General features: G+C 40.8%; 19 protein-coding genes, 1 pseudogene and 1 other annotated feature. All 20 genes and pseudogenes read left to right on the forward strand.

Going from position 1 to position 23,255, the window contains the following annotated elements:
• The first annotated feature begins 106 nt into the window (after positions 1 to 106).
• On the forward strand, positions 107 to 1,393 hold the full coding sequence (locus tag CSV68_RS10995; RefSeq protein ID WP_143561002.1) for a sensor histidine kinase: 1,287 nt from the start codon (positions 107 to 109) through the stop codon (positions 1,391 to 1,393).
• A gap of 325 nt (positions 1,394 to 1,718) precedes the next feature.
• On the forward strand, positions 1,719 to 2,348 hold the full coding sequence (locus CSV68_RS11000; RefSeq protein ID WP_099662156.1) for an SIMPL domain-containing protein: 630 nt from the start codon (positions 1,719 to 1,721) through the stop codon (positions 2,346 to 2,348).
• Between the two features lie 321 nt (positions 2,349 to 2,669).
• On the forward strand, positions 2,670 to 3,635 hold the full coding sequence (locus CSV68_RS11005; protein WP_099662157.1) for a tetratricopeptide repeat protein: 966 nt from the start codon (positions 2,670 to 2,672) through the stop codon (positions 3,633 to 3,635).
• A gap of 244 nt (positions 3,636 to 3,879) precedes the next feature.
• On the forward strand, positions 3,880 to 5,166 hold the full coding sequence (gene tig / locus CSV68_RS11010; protein ID WP_099632944.1) for a trigger factor: 1,287 nt from the start codon (positions 3,880 to 3,882) through the stop codon (positions 5,164 to 5,166).
• 210 nt (positions 5,167 to 5,376) lie between these two features.
• Positions 5,377 to 6,645, forward strand: a complete 1,269-nt coding sequence (gene clpX, locus CSV68_RS11015; protein WP_099632945.1) for an ATP-dependent protease ATP-binding subunit ClpX — start codon at positions 5,377 to 5,379, stop codon at positions 6,643 to 6,645.
• Positions 6,646 to 6,775: 130 nt separating this feature from the next.
• Positions 6,776 to 9,097, forward strand: coding sequence for an endopeptidase La (gene lon / locus CSV68_RS11020; RefSeq protein ID WP_099632946.1), 2,322 nt, complete (start codon positions 6,776 to 6,778; stop codon positions 9,095 to 9,097).
• Entirely contained in the window at positions 9,094 to 9,675 is a 582-nt protein-coding gene (yihA, locus tag CSV68_RS11025; protein ID WP_085131065.1) for a ribosome biogenesis GTP-binding protein YihA/YsxC, read from the forward strand. Before lon ends, yihA begins: the two co-directional genes overlap by 4 nt.
• A gap of 130 nt (positions 9,676 to 9,805) precedes the next feature.
• On the forward strand, positions 9,806 to 11,182 hold the full coding sequence (gene hemA / locus CSV68_RS11030) for a glutamyl-tRNA reductase (RefSeq protein WP_099632947.1): 1,377 nt from the start codon (positions 9,806 to 9,808) through the stop codon (positions 11,180 to 11,182).
• 221 nt (positions 11,183 to 11,403) lie between these two features.
• A complete protein-coding gene (gene ccsA, locus CSV68_RS11035; protein WP_099662158.1) occupies positions 11,404 to 12,234 on the forward strand; it encodes a cytochrome c biogenesis protein CcsA in 831 nt (276 codons plus the stop codon).
• Between the two features lie 15 nt (positions 12,235 to 12,249).
• A complete protein-coding gene (hemC, locus tag CSV68_RS11040; RefSeq protein ID WP_099632949.1) occupies positions 12,250 to 13,179 on the forward strand; it encodes a hydroxymethylbilane synthase in 930 nt (309 codons plus the stop codon).
• Complete coding sequence (locus CSV68_RS11045; protein ID WP_099632950.1) at positions 13,172 to 13,936, forward strand: uroporphyrinogen-III synthase; 765 nt, start codon at positions 13,172 to 13,174, stop codon at positions 13,934 to 13,936. Before hemC ends, CSV68_RS11045 begins: the two co-directional genes overlap by 8 nt.
• Positions 13,933 to 14,913 (forward strand): porphobilinogen synthase, encoded by a 981-nt coding sequence (gene hemB, locus CSV68_RS11050; RefSeq protein ID WP_099662159.1) that lies wholly within the window; start codon positions 13,933 to 13,935, stop codon positions 14,911 to 14,913. Before CSV68_RS11045 ends, hemB begins: the two co-directional genes overlap by 4 nt.
• Position 14,914: 1 nt before the next feature.
• Positions 14,915 to 16,210, forward strand: coding sequence for a glutamate-1-semialdehyde 2,1-aminomutase (gene hemL, locus CSV68_RS11055; RefSeq protein ID WP_099632952.1), 1,296 nt, complete (start codon positions 14,915 to 14,917; stop codon positions 16,208 to 16,210).
• A gap of 169 nt (positions 16,211 to 16,379) precedes the next feature.
• On the forward strand, positions 16,380 to 17,003 hold the full coding sequence (locus tag CSV68_RS11060; protein ID WP_099662160.1) for a hypothetical protein: 624 nt from the start codon (positions 16,380 to 16,382) through the stop codon (positions 17,001 to 17,003).
• 227 nt (positions 17,004 to 17,230) lie between these two features.
• Positions 17,231 to 17,449: a binding site (T-box leader), on the forward strand.
• Positions 17,450 to 17,502: 53 nt separating this feature from the next.
• Complete coding sequence (locus CSV68_RS11070; protein WP_099632955.1) at positions 17,503 to 20,148, forward strand: valine--tRNA ligase; 2,646 nt, start codon at positions 17,503 to 17,505, stop codon at positions 20,146 to 20,148.
• Positions 20,149 to 20,392: 244 nt separating this feature from the next.
• Positions 20,393 to 20,878 (forward strand): GNAT family N-acetyltransferase, encoded by a 486-nt coding sequence (locus tag CSV68_RS11075; protein ID WP_099662161.1) that lies wholly within the window; start codon positions 20,393 to 20,395, stop codon positions 20,876 to 20,878.
• Positions 20,879 to 20,900: 22 nt separating this feature from the next.
• Positions 20,901 to 21,155: a hypothetical protein gene (locus tag CSV68_RS11080; RefSeq protein ID WP_099662162.1), complete on the forward strand. Its 255-nt coding sequence runs from the start codon at positions 20,901 to 20,903 to the stop codon at positions 21,153 to 21,155.
• Positions 21,156 to 21,275: 120 nt separating this feature from the next.
• Entirely contained in the window at positions 21,276 to 21,533 is a 258-nt protein-coding gene (locus CSV68_RS11085) for a hypothetical protein (protein ID WP_233192907.1), read from the forward strand.
• A 71-nt stretch (positions 21,534 to 21,604) separates the two neighbouring features.
• A pseudogene (locus CSV68_RS11090) lies at positions 21,605 to 22,636 on the forward strand (S66 family peptidase).
• A gap of 50 nt (positions 22,637 to 22,686) precedes the next feature.
• Positions 22,687 to 23,253 carry a hypothetical protein gene (locus tag CSV68_RS11095; protein WP_099632960.1) on the forward strand — a complete coding sequence of 189 codons (567 nt, stop codon included), beginning with the start codon at positions 22,687 to 22,689 and terminating at the stop codon, positions 23,251 to 23,253.
• Positions 23,254 to 23,255: the final 2 nt, after the last annotated feature.

Below are 23,255 nucleotides of genomic sequence, written 5' to 3' on the forward strand. Positions count from 1 at the left end.
TTCATGATAAAATTCATATGCACGTATCACCTTTCTCTTTGACTTGTTTCTCGACAATTCAAGTATAAAAGAAATTGGTGATCACGTGCATTTTTTGTTCAATTGTTTGAGAACCCCAACATTTATTATAGAACCTGTTTTCATTACGCTTATGAGTATTGCAAGTGTCGCAATCGTTTACTTTTGGTCGTACTATTATTTCGGGAAGATATTTGAAGATCGTATTATTGATGAATATACGTATGAAAAGAACGACGAACGAGGCGTCTATAATGAGTGGATTTTAGGTGTAACAGCGCATAGTATCGATATAGTCGAAGCTATTCATGGTCAGCCTACAGCGGAGTATATCATGGATCATGCGGTTGAGCAGATGGAGGAAAGCGAAGTGTACCGTGAAAAAGTTGAAGGTAAATACTTGTTATACAAAATCGATTTGGATTATGAAAATGGTGAAAAAGTATATAAGTATTCTGTTGTTAAAGATATTTACCGTGAAATTCTACCTAAAATGTTATTGTGGTTTTTGGCTATTACCGCATTCATCTTTATTTTGTCTGTACTACTCACACGAATGATCACGAACAAGCTCTATTATAATATTCATGAATTGAAGCGGTATATTATGCAGACTGACACGCAAAACTGGGACACGGAACTGGTATTGGAAACAGAAGATGCCGATATTCAAGAATTGGCTTCATCATTTTCCTCTATGAAATACAATCTAAAACAGAAGGATTTGGCACAGCAGTCCATGTTGAGGTATATTTCCCATGAACTAAAGACACCGATTATGATTATATCCAGTTATGCCGAGTCTGCAAGAGACGGAATTTATCCGAAGGGAACTATAGACGAAACACTAGAAACCATTACCAAGCAAACGGCTAGAATTGAAAATAGAGTAGAGGATTTATTATTCATTGCGAAGTCAAATGCTGAGGACCTTCAGAATGGTCAAGATATCCAGCTTGTTCAATTGGATGAACTGATTGAACAGGTCGCCCAAGATCTAAACGTATATGCATCCGGTTTAACGGTCGACTTGCAACTTGCTAAGCAGTTGACAGTGATTGGTTATCAGCATGAAATAGAAATTCTAATCGAAAATATGCTGAACAACCAAATGAAATATGCAAAATCTCTACTGATGATCCGTTGTGTAAAGGAAGATGGTAAAGCTGTGCTTTATTTTCATAACGATGGACAAGCTATTGACTCTTCGCTTAAAGATGAACTATTTACTCCGTTTACAAAAGGCAAGACCGGAGCGCATGGTCTAGGTCTCTCAATTGTTAAAGAGATTGCAGAGAAGCATCAAGGATCGATCGAGTTGTTGAAGCAGTCAAGTGGAGTCACATTTAAAATTATTATAAGAAATTGCATATGAAGTTGTAGAAAAGAGCTGATGGTTTATGTACAGCTCTTTTCTGCATTTTACTAAATTGATCTCTTTCAATCTACTCATCTACTAATGTTAGATAAGCCGCCAGCGTCGTAATCGCTTGACCGAATAAGGCAATAGATTCACCGAGCAATGCTAATTTCGCGATTTGTTTTTCACTCTCACGCATAGGAACCCCTTCTAAGTCATTTAATGGAGTTATAATGAAGTCTTTATTCTCGTTCTAGTGTGTAAACAAACAAAAAAGAGGTCTAACTAGGTTGGAGTTTTGCATAGAAATGATAATACTGTAAAAAGGAGAGTGTTCTATATGTACAACGAACAAGAAACACGAACGATTACTGTATTTGGTGAAGGCGCAGTGAAGGTCTCGCCTACTACGGTTCATATTGTATTATCTGTTACATCAAGAGGAGCGGAACTCGAGGAGATCCAGCAAGAAAATGCTAGACGTATGAATCAAGTGGTACAGTCGCTTCAAAAAGCGGGAATTTCGGAATCGTCTATTCAAACGATTGATTTTCAAATTCGTCCAGTCTATGAATATGTTAATGGGGAACAGCGCTTTCAAGGTTATGAAGTGATTAATTCTATCCGCATTACAAGTAACGAACTTTCACGAACAGGTGAACTCGTCGATCTTGCGGTCAAAAACGGTGCGAATCAAATCGGCTCAATTGAATTCACGATGCCCGATCAAGATGAACAATATCAGCAAGCCTTGGTACTAGCCTTGCAAGATGCAGAAACGAAAATGATTACGATTGGGACTTCGTTGAAACTACAGAATCGACCTATTCCTTTGAAGATTGAAGAACAGCATACATCTCAACCGGTAGCGTTCCGCGCAATGGCCTTAGCAGATACCAGCAGAACATCAATTGAGTCTGGAACGATTACAATCAGCGCAAGTTTGCAAGTGAAGTATCAAATCATTTAACTGTATAGTTTAGTATATCAATTGGTAGTCGGCTACTATGATGAGAAAACTTTCAGAGCGAGTTATACGAAAATAAAAAGGGTTCGATGTATAAACATACCCAATTCATCATTGAAACGGATCGAGTAGCAGGTAGTCATACTGATGGGAAAACTTAGAGAAACTACTGTGCGGCCAAACATTTTCGAAGTGGATCAACCGAAGTGGTATGTAGTGAATAAATCGTTAGTGTAATTGCTTAATGTCATTCTTAGCGTCAAGGTGGAATCGGTTTAGAGTGCTGTGCTATAGTGAAAGTAACAAAGCAGGCAGGTGAGTACAGTGCAAAAGAAGCGTAGACAAGTCATTAGAAAAGGGAATGTAGTCGTCTTTCCTGGAACACTTGAACGTCTTCATCGAGAAGGTAGACAGGCAATGGAGCGTGATCTTCATGAAGAAGCGGTCCAGAATTTCGAATCTGTATTGGAAATTGACCCCGAAGACTACACAGTTTTCGATGGTCTTGCCATTTCTTTATATGAAATGAAAGAGTATGGACGAGCGAAAGAATTCGCCCTTTTAGCTATGCAAAACCAAGCGGGCGATTACATAGAATTACTGGAGCTTTATCTTTCAATTTCAATCCAATTACAACAATACGATGAGGTAGAGCTGACGATACAAGGTTTGTTAGAGAAAGAGATCATTCCGGAACATAGCTTGCAGAAGTTTCAATACTTGCGGGAATTGAATAGTCGATTATCCGATCGTTATGAAGAACCTTCTATAGAGGAGCCTTCTATTACAAGCGAGCAATTTCAACAGATGGGATCGATGGAGCAACAGGAATTCTTATTATCGTTACAACATCAGAAATTACAGCCGTATATTCCGTTGCTGGTAGATGTAATTGAAACAGAGGATATGTTACCAGTAGTCAAGACGTATGCATTAATGTTATTGCAACAAACGGGATATCAAGAATCTTTAGCTGTTCGAAAATATCACTTTGAGACTGAAGCCAATCCATCGAGACTCGTGTCACCTGAAGAAGATCAATTTATCGGGGAAGTACAGTTTCTTGCGAAAGCACAATTCGAGAAAGATCCAACAGCTAGTGAACTGGTTGTTAATCTGATTCTTAAGTACAGTGTCTTGCTGTTTCCGTTCCACTGGGGACCTTATACAGCGGAAGAGGTGGCGGGCGCTTACGTCGCATATACAAAGCAGTTATTGTATGGCAAGGAGACAGAGGAAACGTCATTGCTGTCGTTCATACGTTCGGTGGATGAAGAAATGGAAAGCTGACAGTGATTAATTCTTGAAAGATGAATAGACTATGTTATACTAAAATGGTTGTCAACTGCTTATCTGCATTCAGTAACGTTGTTGCTTGTAATAGGCACAACAAAATGAGCTGATTCAGGTAAAGCCTTCAAAGAGTGTCGAAGATTTTTTAGGATGTACAGAAAAAATTCAGATACAATCATGCGAAGGTATAATTGATTAAAATAAAAATAAAAGTATTGCAAATGATTTGGAGGTCATACATATGACAGTTAAATGGGAAAAATTAGAAGGTAGCGAAGGGAAACTTACGTTTGAAGTTTCTGTAGATCGTTTCAACGAAGCGTTGGATGAAGCGTTCAAAAAAGTAGTAAAGAAAGTACAGGCACCAGGTTTCCGTAAAGGGAAAATGCCACGCAAAATGTTCAATAAAATGTACGGTGAAGAATCACTTTACAACGATGCTATCGATATCGTACTACCTGGAGCATACTCTGCTGCAGTAGATGAAGCGGACGTAGATCCAATCGCAGCTCCTGAAATCGACATCGAAAAGCTAGAAAAAGGCGAACCAGTTGTCTTCACTGCAATCGTAGCGCTTAAGCCTGAAGTAAAGCTTGGAGAATACAAAGGTCTTGAAGTAACTCGTCAAGCAGTTGAAGTAACAGACGAAGAGGTAGACGCACAACTTGAACAACGTGCTGAAGCACTAGCAGAAATGGTAGTCAAAGAAGACGGCGTTGTTGAAAATGGCGATACAGCTACAATCGATTTCGAAGGATTCGCTGATGGCGAAGCATTCGAAGGTGGACAGTCAGATAACTATGAACTTGAAGTAGGTTCTGGTTCATTTATTCCAGGATTTGAAGAGCAAGTAGTGGGCATGAAAACAGGAGAAGAAAAAGAAGTTGAAATCACTTTCCCTGAAGAATATCACGCTGCTGAATTAGCTGGAAAGCCTGCTACATTCAAAGTGAAAGTTAACGAAATCAAGTCTAAAGAAGTTCCTGAACTTGATGATGAGTTAGCAAAAGAAATCGACGAGAGTGTATCTTCAGTAGAAGAGCTACGCACGAAGTTGAAAGAAGAAGCTGAAGAAGTGAAAAAGAATGATTCTGAAACAGCTCTTCGTGACGATTTAGTAGAACAAGCTGCAAGCAACGCTGAAATGGAAATTCCACAAGCGATGATCGATTCAGAAACGGATCGTATGATGCAGGACTTCGAACAACGTCTACAAATGCAAGGCATGAACTTGGATCTTTACTTCCAGTTCTCTGGTCAAGACGAGCAAACACTTCGCGACCAAATGAAAGACGATGCACTAAGCCGCGTACGTGTTTCATTAACACTTGAAGCAATTGGTGCTGCTGAAGAAGTAGAAGTTCCTGAAGAAGAAGTAAATGCTGAACTTGAAAAAATGTCAGAGCAATTCGGTATGGACGTTGAGCAAATCAAGACTACTCTTGGTGGCACATCTGTACTTGAAAACGATCTTCGTTTCAATAAAACAGTACAACTACTTGTTGACAGTGCAAAAATCATCGACTAATCTTTTTATATGAACGTAACAAGGTACGGTTTGTCCGTACCTTGTTTTTCTTAAATAATAGAACTTCATGTATAGACTTTCGGAAACTCCATAAGCTAGATCATAAATAACGATACATATCCGGCTGGTTGTTATCGGTCATTAAGTTCTAAATAGTTGATTAAGTCATGGTAATCTTGTAGTATATTCACTTGAATAGGGGTGAGCATAATGTTCAAATTTAATGATGAAAACGATAACCTGAGCTGTTCTTTTTGCGGGAAATCTCAAGAGCAAGTCCGCAAACTAGTAGCAGGTCAAGGTGTTTATATTTGTGATGAATGCGTTGAACTTTGTGCGGAAATCGTGGAAGAGGAAGTCGGTCTTGAAGAAGGCTTCGAGCTAAAAGACGTTCCAAAACCAAGAGAAATCCAAGGTATCCTCGATGATTATATCATCGGGCAAGATCGCGCAAAGAAATCACTCGCAGTAGCGGTATACAATCATTACAAACGGGTAAATTCAGGCAGTAAAATTGATGAAGTCGAGCTGGCTAAATCCAATATCGTCTTAATCGGCCCAACTGGTAGCGGTAAAACATTACTCGCGCAAACGTTGGCTCGTATTTTGGATGTACCATTCGCGATTGCAGATGCGACTTCATTAACTGAAGCGGGCTACGTTGGGGAAGACGTAGAGAATATTCTCTTGAAATTGATTCAAGCAGCGGACTTCGATATCGATAAAGCTGAAAAGGGAATCATTTACATTGATGAAATCGACAAAGTGGCTCGTAAATCTGAGAACGCGTCGATTACTCGTGATGTATCCGGTGAAGGTGTGCAACAAGCCTTGCTGAAAATTCTTGAAGGAACGGTTGCGAGCGTACCACCACAAGGCGGTCGTAAGCATCCTCATCAAGAATTCCTGCAAATCGATACAACGAATATCTTATTCGTTGTAGGTGGAGCATTTGACGGCATCGAAGATATCGTTAAACGCCGTATCGGACGTAAAGTCATCGGTTTCGGTTCTGAATCCAAGCAAGAAATCAATGAAGAAGAGAGCTTATTGTCTAAGTTGATTCCTGAGGATCTTCAGTCATACGGTTTAATTCCAGAATTCATCGGTCGTTTGCCGGTTATCGCAACACTCGATACATTAGATGCGGATACATTGTATCAAATTCTAACTGAGCCGAAAAATGCGATCGTCAAACAATACCAGAAGATGGTTGAACTGGATGATGTAGAACTTCAATTTGAAGATGATGCATTAATTGAAATCGCGAAAGAAGCGATTGCTCGTAAGACGGGTGCACGTGGACTTCGTTCGATTATCGAAAACATTATGTTAGATGTAATGTACGATCTTCCTTCACTTGAAGAAGTGAAAAAGTGTATCATTACGAAGGACTCTGTTCTTGGTAAGTCTACTCCGATCTTGTATAGAGAAGACGGATCTGTATACGAATCAGATAACGAAAAAAATACCGCATAACGCCGAAAAGGCAAAAAGGCCGGCTCCACCGATGCGTATCCTATACGTTCGGCAGTCGGCTTTTTGTTACATAAGATTTCATTTGAGCACTACACATACATAGACATAATTTATTTGGAGGTGGCTTATCATGCCGACGATTCAAAAACAGAACATCCCATTATTGCCACTTCGCGGAGTGATTGTTTATCCGACGATGCTTTTACATATTGATGTTGGCCGAGAACGCTCAATTTTCGCGATTGAACATTCATTGGCAGGTGATCATCAGGTTTTCCTTGCGACCCAAAAAGATTTAAGTTTAGAAAACCCGGAAAAAGATGATTTACATGAAATAGGTACTCTGGCGAACATCAAATCCATGACTCAATTACCGAATGGTACGTATCGCGTATTAATCGAGGGCATACATAGAGCAAAGTGGAGCAGTTATCAGGAAGCTGATCTATATCCAGTTGTCAATGTTACATGTTACGAAGAGAGCGATGAAAAAGACGCGGAAGCAGAAGCATTGATGCGTTCACTTGTAGCTCAGTTCAAACGATATGCGAAGAATAGCAAACGTATTTCCGACGAAACACTGGAGACAGTTGAAAGCATTCAAGAACCGGGTAGATTAGCTGACATGATCGCATCGAACTTACCATTAAAATTAACAGCTAAACAAGAAGTGCTTGAAATTCTGGATGTACCTGAGCGTTTGGAATGGCTAATCAGTAGAATGTACAATGAACAGGAAATCATGGAGCTTGAACAAAAAATTAATGAACGTGTAAAAGAAGCAATGGAACGCACGCAAAAAGAGTTTTACTTACGTGAACAGTTAAAAGCAATTCAAACCGAACTAGGCGATAAAGATGGTAAAGGTCTCGAAGTGTCTGAGCTGAAGAAGAAAATTGAGGAAGCTAATATGCCACAATCAGTTAGAGAGACTGCTGAGCGTGAATTGGAACGGTATGAAAAAATTCCTTCCGTTTCAGCTGAAAGTGGTATCATTCGCAATTACATCGAGTGGCTCATTATGCTGCCATGGACGCATGCGACAGAAGACCAGTTAGATTTGTCTCGTTCAGAAGAGATATTGAACCGTGACCATGAAGGTTTAGAAAACGTTAAAGAACGAATTTTAGAGTATCTCGCTGTACGTCAGATGACAAATTCTCTGCGAGGACCAATTCTATGCCTAGATGGTCCTCCAGGAGTCGGAAAAACTTCGTTAGCTCGTTCTATCGCTGAGTCTTTAGGACGTGAATTTGTTCGTCTGTCACTAGGTGGTGTTCGTGATGAATCTGAAATCCGTGGTCATCGTCGGACGTATGTAGGCGCGATGCCTGGGCGTATTATTCAAAGTATGAAAAAGGCAGGCACTATCAATCCGGTCTTCCTACTTGATGAAATTGATAAAATGTCGAATGATTTCCGAGGAGATCCGTCGTCTGCTATGCTGGAAGTACTGGATCCTGAACAAAACAGCAATTTCAGTGATCATTATATAGAAGAGCCGTATGATCTTTCGAGTGTATTATTCATTGCAACTTCGAATGATTTAGGGTCTATTCCTGGGCCGTTGCGTGATCGTATGGAAATTATTTCGATTCCTGGTTATACAGAACAGGAAAAACAATCGATTGCTATTAATCATTTGATTCCGAAACAGATGAAGGAACATGGCCTGAAGAAATCGCAACTACGTTTCCAGGATGAAGCAGTACTGGAAGTCGTACGATACTATACACGTGAAGCTGGAGTGCGCTCACTTGAGCGAGAAATCGCCAGCATTTGTCGTAAAGCTGCGCGTCAAATTTTGGCGGGCGATAAGAAAAGCCTGACAGTCAGTCCGAAGTCTTTAGAAGCCTTACTTGGTAAAAAGCGTTTCCGGTTTGGACAGGCAGAAACGGTCAATCAAGTAGGTATGGCCACTGGACTTGCTTATACGTCAGTCGGTGGAGATACATTGCAAATTGAGGTTTCATTATCTCCAGGTAAAGGTAAGTTATTGCTAACAGGTAAACTTGGGGATGTCATGAAGGAATCAGCACAAACGGCATTATCCTATGTGCGTTCTAAAGCCATGACATTTAATATAGATCCTGATTTTCATGAAAAGTGGGATATTCATATTCACGTTCCGGAAGGTGCTACACCTAAAGACGGACCTTCCGCCGGTATAACGATCGTAACGGCACTAGTATCCGCATTGACGGAACGTCCGATACGCCGTGAAGTTGGTATGACAGGAGAAGTGACCTTACGTGGGCGTGTGTTGCCAATTGGTGGACTGAAACAAAAAACGCTTAGTGCTCACCGTGCAGGATTGCGCACGATCATCATCCCGTCAGATAACGAACGTGATTTGGATGATATTCCAGATAGTGTAAGAAAAGAATTAACATTTAAACTCGTGTCGGATGCTCATGAAGTACTCGATATCGCTTTGGAGGAAAAGAAATGAAAGTCCATAACGTTGAAATGATTATGAGTGCGGTTAGACCTGAACAATATCCAACAGAAGGTTATCCTGAATTTGCGTTAGCCGGTCGTTCGAATGTAGGGAAATCTTCCTTCATTAATAAAATGATTGGACGCAAAAGCTTGGCTCGTACATCTTCAAAACCAGGGAAGACCCAAACGCTCAATTTCTATAAAATTGAAGAAAAATTATTTTTCGTAGACGTACCAGGGTATGGCTATGCGAAAGTGTCGAAAACAGAAAAAGAAAAATGGGGCGGTATGATCGAACAATACATTACATCACGCGAAGAATTGCGTGCGGTAGTGCAGATTGTCGATTTACGTCATCCACCGACAAAAGACGACTGCATGATGCACGATTTCCTTTCTCATTATAATATCCCGACAATAGTCGTTGCGACAAAAGCGGATAAAATACCTAAAGGTAAATGGGAAAAGCATAAGAAAGTCGTTCGCACAACATTTAACATGGAAATACATGAGCCGCTCATACTGTTTTCATCTGAAAAGGGAATGGGTATGGATGAGGCATGGCGTGAAATTGAAAGCCGCATGTAAATAACGTGTGATTTTTGATGGAATTGCTACATTATGACTTCAAACGATGTTCACAATTTGCATTCCGACTAAAGCGCTATGTATGTTATAATGAATGTAAGAAAAAGATTCCGAAAGGTGTGAGCACCTAATGTATACAGTCGTTGTCGGTGTTAACCACCGAACCGCCCCTGTCGAAATTAGAGAGAAGCTATCATTCGTCGAGGCTGATTTACCACAAGCGATGCAAACATTGCAACAGCAAAAGAGCATCTTGGAAAACATCATTATTTCTACTTGTAACCGCACCGAGATTTACGCGGTGGTGGATCAGATTCATACTGGACGATATTATATAAAAAAATTCCTTGCTGATTGGTTTTCTATTCCTATGGAGGAATTCTCCAGTCATTTGATTATTCATGAAGAAGATGGTGCAGTGGAACATTTATTACGTGTAACTGCAGGCATTGATTCCATGGTACTTGGTGAAACGCAAATTTTAGGACAAGTTCGCAGTAGTTTTTTTGCTGCACAAAATATTGGTACAACAGGTACCGTATTCAATGAATTGTTCAAACAAGCGATTACGACAGCAAAAAGAGCGCATACGGACACTGCAATTGGAGAAAATGCCGTGTCAGTTTCCTATGCAGCAGTAGAACTTGGGAGAAAGATTTTCGGTTCTCTCAAGGATAAGCATATTGCCATTCTTGGAGCCGGTACGATGGGTGAATTAGCAGTCAAGAACTTGCAAGGAAGCGGTGTTGGGAAGATTACTGTGATCAACCGGACATTCTCTAAGGCAGAAATTCTAGCGGCGAAATTTAATGGTGAAGCGAAATCTATGCAAGAGTTGCAGTGTTTGTTACTCGAAGCAGATATTTTGATCAGTTCAACAGGAGCTACTGAATATGTCATCGATTATGAATTGATGGATTTTGTAGAGAGACTTCGTAAAGGCAAGCCACTATTTATGGTGGATATTGCTGTGCCACGTGACCTCGATCCAAAAATTGGTGAACTGAGTAGTGTATTCTTGTATGATATTGATGATTTGCAAGGCATTGTTGAAGCAAACTTAGCTGAGCGTAAGCGTGCAGCTGATGAGATCGGTTTGATGATCGAACAAGAAGTTGTTGCATTTAAAGAATGGTTAACAACACTAGGTGTCGTGCCGATGATTTCTGCTTTGCGTAAAAAGGCAAGTCGTATTCAGAGTGAAACGATGGCTAGCATCGAAAATAAGATGCCTGATTTAACAGAACGTGAAAAGAAAGTTCTGAACAAGCATACAAAGTCGATTATTAATCAATTATTAAAAGAACCTATTTTACAGGCTAAAGAATTATCTACTGATAAAAAAGCAGCAGAGAAACTCGCACTTTTTGAACAAATCTTTGGGATCTCAGAAGATGTTGTAACAGAAAAGGAACAGCTGGCATTACAGGCAAAAGAGCGTCTTCAAAAACGGGCTGATCAAAAATCAGACGTAGTTGATGTGACGAACTTAAATTATCAACACTAATCCCAGGTGGTTCTGTATCTGTCTTTCACAAGAACGATACAGGGCCACTTTTTTATTGCGGTTAAATAAGCAGTAAATGGATAACTGTTCATATCAATAGTAGAAAGATGCTTACTATGGATGCAATTATTTGCAGTAACACCCTCTCATTTGAGACAATGTAGACGAACACTCCTTACTAGCAAAAGAGAGGTTTTCGCTTGAAAGGCAGAGAATAGCATATGGTTGATTTAACCGTCGCAAGACTTCAGGAATTCATGATTGTCCTTTATGCCCTCGGTCTTGTTTTCTACTTTATTGATTACTTGAAGAAGTCAAAAGCTGTCCAACGTACTGCTTTTTGGCTCATCGTTACCGTATGGGTTACACAAACCGCGATTTTATCACTTTATATTATTCAGATGAAACGCTTTCCAGTATTATCGCTAGTTGAAGGAATTTATTTTTATGTATGGTTGCTGGTTACATTATCTATTGTGTTCCAGTTGATTTATAAAGTGAACTTTATGGTGTTTTTCACAAATATCATTGGTTTTGCATTTTTAATGATTCATGTCTTTTCCAATTTGAAATACACAGCGTCCACAGTAGGTGATTCGCTCATTTCAGAAGTACTATTTGTTCACATTACGTCAGCAATCCTCTCGTATGCAGTGTTCGCATTAGCATTTGTTTTTGCGGTATTATATTTGATTGTCTATAACGTATTAAAAAGTAAGAAGTTTGGAAAGCGCTTTTCCAGTCTACCCAATTTACATCAGACGATGACGGGAATGAAAATGTCGATCTATACCGGTATTCCGATTTTATTCGTCAGTTTGTTATTTGGTGTTCAGTGGGCGTATGTAGCGCTTGAAGATTGGTCTCCGTTTGATGTGAAAATTATGGGATCATTTGCAGTATTACTCATCTATTCTTCGGTTATTTATTTCAATTATAAGGGAAAGCTTCAATCAGTGGAGTTTGCCTGGATGACGATATTTGCATTTCTCTTAACGGTCATTAATTTCTTTTTAGGCAGTACGCTGTCACAATTTCATTTATGGATATAAGAAAGGGAGAGTTTTGTGAGAAAAATTATTGTAGGTTCACGCAGAAGTAAACTAGCTTTAACTCAAACGAAGTGGTTCATCGAACAAATGAAGCAGGCGGGTGCACCTTTTGAGTTTGAAGTAAAAGAGATTGTGACGAAAGGCGATCAAATCTTGGACGTCATGTTGTCAAAAGTTGGCGGTAAAGGGTTATTTGTAAAAGAAATTCAACAAGCTTTATTTGATAAAGAAATTGATTTTGCCGTACATAGCATGAAAGATATGCCAGCGGTAATTCCTGACGGTTTGACAGTCGGCTGTATTCCTAAACGTGTAGATCCACGTGATGCGTACATCGCAAACGACCATGTGCGTTTCATGGACTTACCGATCGGAGCGGTTGTCGGTACATCCAGTCTTCGTCGCAGTTCACAGTTATTGCTGTTACGTCCGGATATTGAAATTAAGTGGATTCGCGGCAATATTGATACACGCCTACGTAAGCTTCAAGATGGTGAATATGATGCAATTCTCTTAGCGGCAGCAGGACTTAAGCGTATGGGCTGGGATGACAATATCGTCACAGAACACCTATCGCTTGAAGATTGTATTCCAGCAGTAGGACAAGGTGCATTAGCGATTGAATGTCGTGAAGACGATACAGAATTACTAAATGAACTAGCGAAATTAACAGATAAGAATACTTGGATTGAACTACAGGCTGAGCGTACATTCCTTAATGAAATGGATGGTTCTTGCCAAGTGCCAATCGGTGGATTTGCAACGTTTGATGGTAATGAAGTGGAAATGACTGGCTTCATCGCTTCTCCGGATGCAGTTCAAGTGTTCCGTGAAACTGTGAAAGGAACAGATCCTGTTGCAGTCGGTAAAGAAGTCAGTAGAATTTTACGCGACCAAGGTGCTGCTGAAGTAATCGAGAAAGTGAAGGCGGATATGGATGCGTAACGCATTACCGTTAGCAGGAGAAACGGTTATTTTCACCGGAACACCAAAATCTGCGGAAGCTGCCGAACTTGTGAAAAGTTACGGTGGCATTCCGGTTTCGATTCCGCTTATTGAAGTCGGAGAAATACAGAAGAAGGCTGATCAGCAAAAATTGCAACAAGCAATGAAGGCTGATTGGCTCATTTTTACGAGCCAATCGGCAGTTGCTGCGTTCCGCGCCAAGATGTTGCGGTTCAATGTAACGGCTGATACGTTCAACGGAAAAGTTGCCGCGGTCGGAACTCGAACAGCGGCTGCGTTAGATAAACTTGGCTTTGCCGTGTCTTTCATTCCGAGCGTTTTTAGTGCAGATGTTTTCGTCAAACAGTTTAATCCAAAAAAGTCAGAACGATTACATGTAGTCTTTTTGAAAGGCACTCTCGCGGGCAGTTTGATTCGTGAAGAGTTGCCGTTTCATGTATCGGAATGGACAGTCTATGAGACCAAGAGTGCAACGAGTGAAATAGATAAATTGAGTCGTTTTATACTCCATAAAAATCAGGTGTCTGTTTTGTTCGCAAGCCCATCGGCGGTTGAAGTATTCTCTTCACGTATTGCGCCGAAAACAACGTGGTTCGGCTTTACAGTTTGCGCAATTGGACATGTTACGGAACGTGCGTTATTAAAAGTAGGCGCGCCCGTTCACGTCAAACCTGAAACGTATACATTAGTCGAGCTAGTTCATGAACTGGCCAAACGAAAGGGAGAATTCAAGTGAATCCAATAGAATTTAAGCGTCATCGTAGACTTCGTACACATCCTACCGTTCGAGCGATGGTAAGAGAGACAGAAATTAAAGCAGCGGATTTCATTTATCCTATCTTTGTTACAGAAGGCGAGAACGTACGTAATCCAATTGCTTCTATGCCAGGAGTAGATCAGTTTTCAATTGATTTATTATTGAAAGAAACAGATGAAGTAGTTGAGTTAGGTATTTCTTCTATTATTTTATTTGGTATACCTTCCGAAAAGGATGCAACTGGTTCTGAAGCGTATGACGATGAAGGAATCATTCAGCGTGCAACACGCGCAGTGAAGGAACGTCATCCACAATTAGTCGTAGTAGCAGATACTTGCCTATGTGAGTACACAGACCACGGTCACTGTGGCGTTATTCATGACAATGATGTAGATAATGATGCAAGTCTCGTATTGCTTGCGAAGACAGCAGTCAGCCAAGCGAAAGCTGGAGCGGATATTATTGCACCATCAAATATGATGGACGGCTTTGTGGCAGTTATTCGTCAAGCGTTAGATGATGCAGGATTCCAAAACATTCCGATCATGTCGTATGCGGTTAAATATGCTTCTGCTTATTACGGTCCATTCCGTGAAGCAGCGCAATCTACACCACAATTTGGTGATCGTAAAACGTATCAAATGGATCCAGCAAATCGTATGGAAGCAATGCGTGAAGCGGAATCCGATATTCTTGAAGGCGCGGATTTCTTAATTGTTAAGCCGGCATTGTCTTACCTAGATATCATTCGCGATGTGAAGAATCATGTGCTATTGCCTGTCGTAGCGTATAACGTCAGTGGGGAATACGCAATGGTTAAAGCAGCAGCGTTAAATGGCTGGGTAGACGAGAAGAAAATTGTATTAGAAACGTTAACAAGTATGAAGCGTGCAGGCGCAGATATCATCATGACGTATCATGCAAAAGATGCTGCTCGCTGGTTGGAGGAGAAGTAATATGGGACAAAAAACAAATACGAACTCTAAAGAGGCTTTCAAAAAAGCCGTTGATTTAATGCCGGGTGGGGTCAACTCACCAGTTCGTGCATTCAAATCAGTCAATATGGATCCGATCTTTATGGAAAGTGGTAAAGGTGCGATTATTAAAGATATCGATGGCAATGAATATATTGACTATGTTCTATCTTGGGGTCCTCTAATCCTAGGACACACACACCCTGACGTAGTATCTGCAATTCAAAAAGTAGCTGAAACAGGTACAAGTTTCGGAGCGCCTACTCTTCTTGAAAATGAATTGGCAGAGCTTGTGATCGACCGTGTACCATCCATTGAAATGGTGCGTATGGTATCTTCAGGTACGGAAGCGACGATGAGTGCACTTCGATTAGCACGTGGCTATACGAAGCGTAATAAAATCCTTAAATTCGAAGGTTGCTATCACGGACATGCGGATTCTTTGCTTATTAAAGCGGGATCGGGTGTCGCTACATTAGGTTTACCTGATAGCCCTGGAGTGCCTGAATCGATTGCGCAAAACACTCTTACGGTTCCATATAACGACCTGGAAAGTGTTAAATTAGCTATTAAAGAGTACGGAGACGACCTTGCTGCGATTATTGTAGAACCTGTTGCAGGAAACATGGGTGTTGTAGGACCGGATAACGGCTTCCTTAAAGGCTTACGTGATTTGACCGAAGAAAACGGTTCATTACTCATCTTTGATGAAGTCATGACTGGATTCCGTGTGGGTTATAAATGCGCACAAGGTCATTTCAACATCAAACCGGACATTACATGTCTAGGTAAAGTAATCGGTGGCGGACTCCCTGTAGGAGCGTATGGCGGTTCACGCAAGATTATGGAGCATGTAGCGCCGGCGGGAACTATTTATCAAGCGGGTACATTGTCTGGTAACCCATTAGCCATGACAGCTGGTATCGAAACGTTGAGAAAGTTGACACCGAAAACATACGAACACTTCATCAAACTTGGCGATCAGTTGGAAGAAGGTTTCCGCGCAGCAGCGAAAGCTAATAATATTCCACATACCGTCAATCGAGCAGGTTCTATGATTGGTTTCTTCTTTACAGACGAACGCGTCAATAACTATGATAAAGCGAAAACATCCGATTTGGAACTGTTCGCAGAATATTACCGTCTGATGGCGGAAGAAGGTATTTTCTTACCACCTTCCCAATTCGAAGGTATGTTCTTGTCAGCAGCACACACAGAAGAGCATATTGCGAAAACTGTGGAAGCATTCCATACGGTATTTGAGAAGTTAAAACGATAATTATGAAGCGCCAGGCAAATTTATTTGCTTGGCGCTTTTTTATGTCCATTATTTTAGGGGGGATGGCAGGGTTACGATTACTTCCATTATAATCTACACTATACTTCACTTCTAAACTCCTCCATTTCTTCATATAGTAGCCTGAGTTAAGAAAAGGAGTGAAGCGAAAATGACGACGCATCAATGGACATTGCAAGAGTCTTTTTATTTCCCTGCTGAGTACGGGGCATTTGCTGAATCGGCTGAGGTAAAGGTGACGCCAGGGTTTACGGAAGAGCGTACGGAGGAAGCGATCCGCTTGCAAGGGATCTATCATATCGCGGCAAACGTTGTATTTGATGCAGACAAGCAAGTGGAATTGGCAACTGAAGATGCATTAGTTATTAATGACGTGGAAGTAGAAAACAATAAAGGGTATTTTGAGTATGCTGTGCCTCTGAATGTTGATCTGCCAGTAGAACTCGATGGAGACTTGCAACTTGAAGTGCGGGATATTAAAACTGCAACACAGGAAGACGGAGGATTGAAGCTCGAGTGGACTGTTCATTTGAAACAGGATAAGCCTGTACAAGAAGTGGTCGTTATTGAAGAAGAACCCGCTGCGCCAGAGTTCGTAGCTGCATCGACATCTCATATGGAGTTTCTTGCAAATGCGGATCGTGCGATAGAGCAAGTAACTAATGAAATGGAAGACTTTCTCCTATACATCGCCGAGATGGATGACGATGTAACGAGAAAGATCTTCCATTCAAATAATGTTTTTGTAGAAGCAGAAGGACAAAGCAGCGAGTAAGCAAAATACTAAAAAGTCGCCAGTGGTCGGGACTAAAAGTAACCGAATCAATTGAAAAACGGTTAACGGAATAATACAGCCTTTACAATAAAATCTCGTTTTTCGAAGCCATGGCGGTAACAAGTAGGGATTATATCCTCTTCGCATCGTTCACCATCCTTTCTCTATAGACTACTATTCAGTTGACGGACGCTACATGTTTCGCTTATAATAATGGGTATATGAATATAAATGCGAAGAGTAGGAAAGTACATGTGAACCGTTTTCTTTAGAGAGGGTGCGATTGGTGGAACGTACCTGGAAACAACATATGGAAGTCCCCTATGAGCAGTTTCTGTGAAATTATAGTAGCAGAATCCGGTGAAGACCGTTACCAAATCATGAAGATGTAATGCTTTTTAGCGTTCATAAATAAAGGTGGTACCACGAGCTCCTTCGTCCTTTTACCGGGATGAGTGGGGCTTTTTTGTATCCCTTTTTATTTGAAGGAGGAACTGAAATGACTGATGAATTGACGATGCCGACTAAATACGATCCGCAAGCAGTTGAAAAAGGACGTTATGAATGGTGGCTGGAAGGTAAGTATTTTGAGTCAGATGTAAAGAGTGAAAAAGAACCGTATACGATTGTGATACCACCACCGAACGTTACAGGTAAGCTTCACTTAGGGCACGCTTGGGATACAACATTACAAGATATGCTCATCCGCATGAAACGTATGCAAGGGTATGACGCATTGTGGTTGCCTGGAATGGACCATGCTGGAATTGCGACACAAGCTAGAGTAGAGGAAAAACTTCGTGCTGAAGGCAAAACACGCAATGATCTGGGTCGCGAAAAATTCATACAGGAAACATGGAAATGGAAAGAAGAATACGCGAGCCATATCCGCGCACAATGGGCGAAACTTGGTCTAGCCCTCGATTACTCACAAGAGCGTTTTACGTTAGATGAAGGATTATCAAAAGCAGTAAATGAAGTATTCGTTAAATTGTATGAGAAAAAGCTTATCTACCGTGGCGAATATATTATCAACTGGGATCCTGCAACGAAAACAGCGATATCTGATATTGAGGTTATCCATAAAGATGTGCAAGGTGCATTCTATCATATGCGCTACCCGTTGGCAGATGGCACAGGTTCGATTGAAATAGCGACAACACGTCCCGAAACGATGCTTGGTGATACAGCTGTTGCAGTTCACCCGGATGACGAGCGCTATCAGCATTTGATCGGCAAGATGGTCAAATTACCGATCGTGGGACGCGAGATCCCAATCGTAGCGGATGACTACGTCGAAATGGATTTCGGAAGCGGTGCAGTGAAAATTACACCAGCGCATGACCCGAATGACTTTGAAATAGGTAACCGTCATAACTTACCACGTGTGTTGGTGATGAATGAGGACGGTACGATGAATAAATTAGCAGGCAAGTATGAAGGCATGGATCGTTTCGAATGCCGTAAGCAAATCGTCAAAGACTTGCAAGAGATGAATGTACTATTTGAAATTGAAGATCATATGCACTCTGTCGGACACTCGGAACGAAGCGGCGCAGTAGTGGAACCTTACCTTTCTACACAATGGTTCGTCAATATGCAACCACTTGCTGAACAAGCAATCAATCTTCAGAAAAATGAAGAAGAAAAAGTAACGTTTGTACCTGAACGTTTCGAGAAAACATATTTGAGCTGGATGGAAAACGTCCACGACTGGTGTATTTCTCGTCAACTATGGTGGGGTCACCGAATTCCGGCTTGGTATCACAACACAACAGGCGAAATCTATGTGGGTCAAGAAGCACCAGCCGATGAAGAAAACTGGACACAAGACAATGATGTATTGGATACATGGTTCTCATCTGCTCTATGGCCGTTCTCGACTATGGGCTGGCCAGATGTTGACAGCGAAACGTTCAAAAAATATTACCCGACAGATGCCCTTGTTACAGGATATGATATTATCTTCTTTTGGGTGTCCCGCATGATCTTCCAAGCACTTGAATTCACGGAAGAGCGTCCCTTCAAGGATGTCTTGATCCATGGATTAGTACGCGCGGAAGACGGGCGAAAAATGTCTAAATCTCTTGGTAACGGTGTAGATCCAATGGACGTAATCGAACAATACGGTGCAGACGCATTGCGTTACTTCCTAGCAACCGGTTCTTCACCAGGACAAGATCTACGTTACTCTACAGAAAAAGTAGAAGCGATTTGGAACTTTGCCAATAAAATTTGGAATGCTTCCCGTTTCGCCTTAATGAATATGGATGGTATGACGTATGAAGAAATCGATTTGTCAGGTAAGAAATCTGTTGCAGATGCATGGATCTTAACTCGCCTAAATGAAACGATAGAATCAGTAACCAATTTAGCTGATCGTTATGAGTTCGGTGAAATGGGCCGCGCATTATATAACTTCATCTGGGATGATTTCTGTGACTGGTATATCGAAATGGCGAAATTGCCACTATACGGTGAAGATGAAGTAGCCAAAAAAACGACTCGTTCGGTTCTTGCGCATGTTCTTGATCAGACGATGCGTTTATTGCACCCATTAATGCCTTTCATTACTGAAGAAATCTGGCAGAACCTTCCACATGAAGGTGAGTCGATCACAGTAGCGAAGTGGCCTGAAGTAGATGCAACGATGATGGACAAGTCACGTGCTTCGGATATGAAATTGTTGATGGATATTATCAAAGCGGTTCGTAATATTCGTGCGGAAGTGAATACACCGATGAGTCGTAAAGTTGATTTGTATATTTCGGCGAAGGACGAGAAGACGGTGGCGGTACTAGAAGAGAACCGTAATTATCTTGTGCGCTTCTGTAATCCAGAAACATTGACGATTGGTGTGAAGGTGAATGCACCAGGCAAGACGATGTCCGCAGTCGTGACAGGGGCAGAGCTGTATTTGCCACTTGAGGGATTGATTGATATTGAGGAAGAATTGGCTCGCTTGACGAAAGAGCTTGGTAAGTGGCAAGGTGAAGTGAAGCGGGTTCAGGGCAAGTTGTCAAATGAACGTTTTACTGCGAAGGCGCCTGAGTCAGTTGTTGAGGAAGAGCGTGCGAAAGAGAAGGATTATTTGGAGAAATATGCGGCGGTTGAACGTCGTATTGCGGAACTGAAGGAGATTTAAAGATAGTTATAAATAAATCGAAGGCCCATTCGACAGTGTAACGCTGTTGAATGGGCCTTTTTGTAGTTTAGTGGTGGTAAAGTTGAAGCGAAGAGTGGTAAGGATTTACACTTAGCAATGGACGCATTCTTATGGCCCCGTCCGGCGCTTCAAATCTTAAAAATATATTTTCATTATAGTAATCATCAAGTCCGATGGGTATAATTAAAATCACAATATTATGAATTATTAAGGAGAGGGCTATATGAGTTTTTTAGTTCGTGAGATGGTAAGTGAGGATATTGAGAGGGTTCAAGATATTGCTAGGCAGAGTTGGCATGCTACGTATGAAGGCATTATTCCTCGTACGATTCAAGACTGCTTTTTGGATGCAGCTTACGATACTCCTATGATGAATAGGCGTCTACAAACTTCTAATCTATTTGTTGTAGAGGTTGATGATGAAGTGGTGGGCTTTGCTGATTTTTCACAGGTAGATGAAGATGGAAAATCCAAACTGCGCGCTATTTATCTTTATCCTGATCGACAAGGGAAGGGGCTCGGCTCGGCTCTTATACAAAAGGGGATTGAAGTTCTCGGGAAATTGAAAGAACTTATAGTTGAAGTGGAAAAAGACAATATGATTGGGCGGAAATTTTATGAAGCGAAAGGATTTGAGGTCGTTAAAGAATATGATGATAACTTTGACGGTCATACGTTGAAAACGATTCAAATGATTAGGAATCTGTAAGTAGTAAAAGGGGGGTATGGGGTTGAATAGAATACTGTTCATTGCAATAAATATTTTTACTGGTTTATTTGTGCTAATCAACAGTGTAGTGGGCTATGGAATTAGCGGTTTGGGAGAGGATTCTACACATAATATTGCTATACTTGGTTTAATCGTAGTGTGGATAGTTGGCTTAGCTTTTCAGTTAAGCAAAAGGATTCGAGTTTTAGGATTTGTTATCACGTTTATCCCAGCATTGTTTATCTTGTATATTTACTTTACCGCTATGAATATGTAATGCAGAAGTCACATATTGGGGGGCACTATGCGGAAGTTCTTTACTTTATTACTTTTTCTCTGCTTGTCATTTGTATTGGTTGGCTGTACCACTAGTGTTGGACAAAACAAAGGTGGGTATTTGACAAAAAAACAGGTGGTAAAGTTGGACCCAAAAGCGGATTGGCTGAAATTTGAAGGCAAAGTATACAAAAGTAATATCGGTTGGTCTGATATGGGGAAATTCACAAAGGGATCGAAACTAGGGGAAGTTTCAAGGGGGATGGCATCGCATATCCCGATTGGAGCTGAGATTTATGAATCGAAGGAACGGAGCGATATTTTGATTGTTGACTATATGAAGGTAGAGAAACACTATTTACTACAACGGGGTGAGTAGTAATTGAGCGTAATAGGTACTCGGAAAAAGGTATAGCAATGGATGCGAACTAGTTAAAAGGGGGAAATCGAATGTTAATTAAACCGAAGAAATTGCAGCGAGGCGATCAAGTTGCAACGGTGAGTCCATCGTGGGGAGGTGCGGGCGAACCAGAAATCAGATGGAGATATGAGCAAGGAGTAAAGAGATTGGAAGATATATTCGGCTTAACTGTTGTGCAGATGCCAAATAGTTTAAAGGGAGCCGACTTTCTCTATGAAAATCCGAAAGCCCGTGCAGAGGACCTGATGACTGCATTTAAGGATCCGAATATTAAAGGGATCATTGCGAATATCGGAGGAGAAGACAGCATTCGCTTACTTTCATATATCGATTTTAACGTAATACAAGAAAATCCAAAAATCTTCATGGGTTATTCTGACGTTACGGTATCTCATTTGTTTTGTCATAAAGCGGGAATTTCGTCGTTCTACGGACCGGCTATATTAACCGATTTTGCTGAAAATATTGAGATGGATTCCTACACGGTTGAGATGGTGAATCGAACTCTTTTTTCTAATGAAACCATTGGTGAGATCCGACCAGCTGAAAATTGGACAAGCGAACGGTTGGAATGGATTGAGCCTAATAAGGATACGCGACGCACGATGAATCCGAATACTGGATACGAACTACTTCAAGGCTCAGGTACTGTGCAAGGACGATTGATTGGTGGATGTATCGAAGTCTTGGAATTTGCGAAGGGTACGGTAATTTGGCCTGAAGACAAGTATTGGGACAATAGTATAGTATTCTTTGAAACATCTGAAGAGAAGCCCGATCCAAATTTGATTCGCTACTGGTTGAGAAATTATGCAGCACAAGGAATCTTACAGAAAGTGAATGGCATTATTTTCGGTAAACCGAAAGATGAGAAATACTTTGATGAGTATAAAGAAGAAATTCTTCACGTGATGAAAGAATATGGTTTGGAGCATTTGCCTATTTTATATAACTTGAACTTTGGCCATACAGAACCTAAATTTATATAACCGTATGGTGCGTTGGCGGAGATAGATTGTGAACAAAAGATGTTTTCGATTCTCGAAAGTGGCGTTCAGTAAAATAATAGTTAAATGAGGTGTTTCTAATTTTTACAGATCAGCAATTGCGAATGCTCATCAAAGGTGAAGTTATAAGTGGAACCTTTCCTTATAATAGCTATGATGAAAAAGAAATCTTGGCACATATCAATCGACTGTTCTATCGAATCAATCGCATCCACAATGTGCTCTGCGAAGCGGAATGGGATCATTTCGGCAGTGGCTATGCTTCCTTTGTGGAGTATTTTTGTTATCGCAAAGAAGATTGTATTGTTATGGAAGAAAAGAATGGAATACGTGAAATAGAGATAACAGGTATTATACTCGATATAAGTCGCCTAGCACCAGTTGCTATAATGGGAGAAGATGTGAGGCATAGAACCATTCGTATAGAGACGACCGAAGAATTGAGCAGTGGACAAGGTTCAATACTTGATGATCCTATTTCGTTAGCTGTTGGTGAGGAATTGGAAACATTAGCATTTGAATTACAGAATGCTTTAGAGGAATTTGATTACAAGCTATTAGCTACAAAAGAAATGAATGTACCACTATCCTTTAATACAAAAATCCCGACGGTTTATCGGAATGAGCGACAATATCTTGTCTTAGATGCTATCTTTTATTGGGAAGATTAACA

Source organism: Sporosarcina sp. P29 (genome assembly GCF_002743265.1).
GTDB lineage: Bacteria > Bacillota > Bacilli > Bacillales_A > Planococcaceae > Sporosarcina.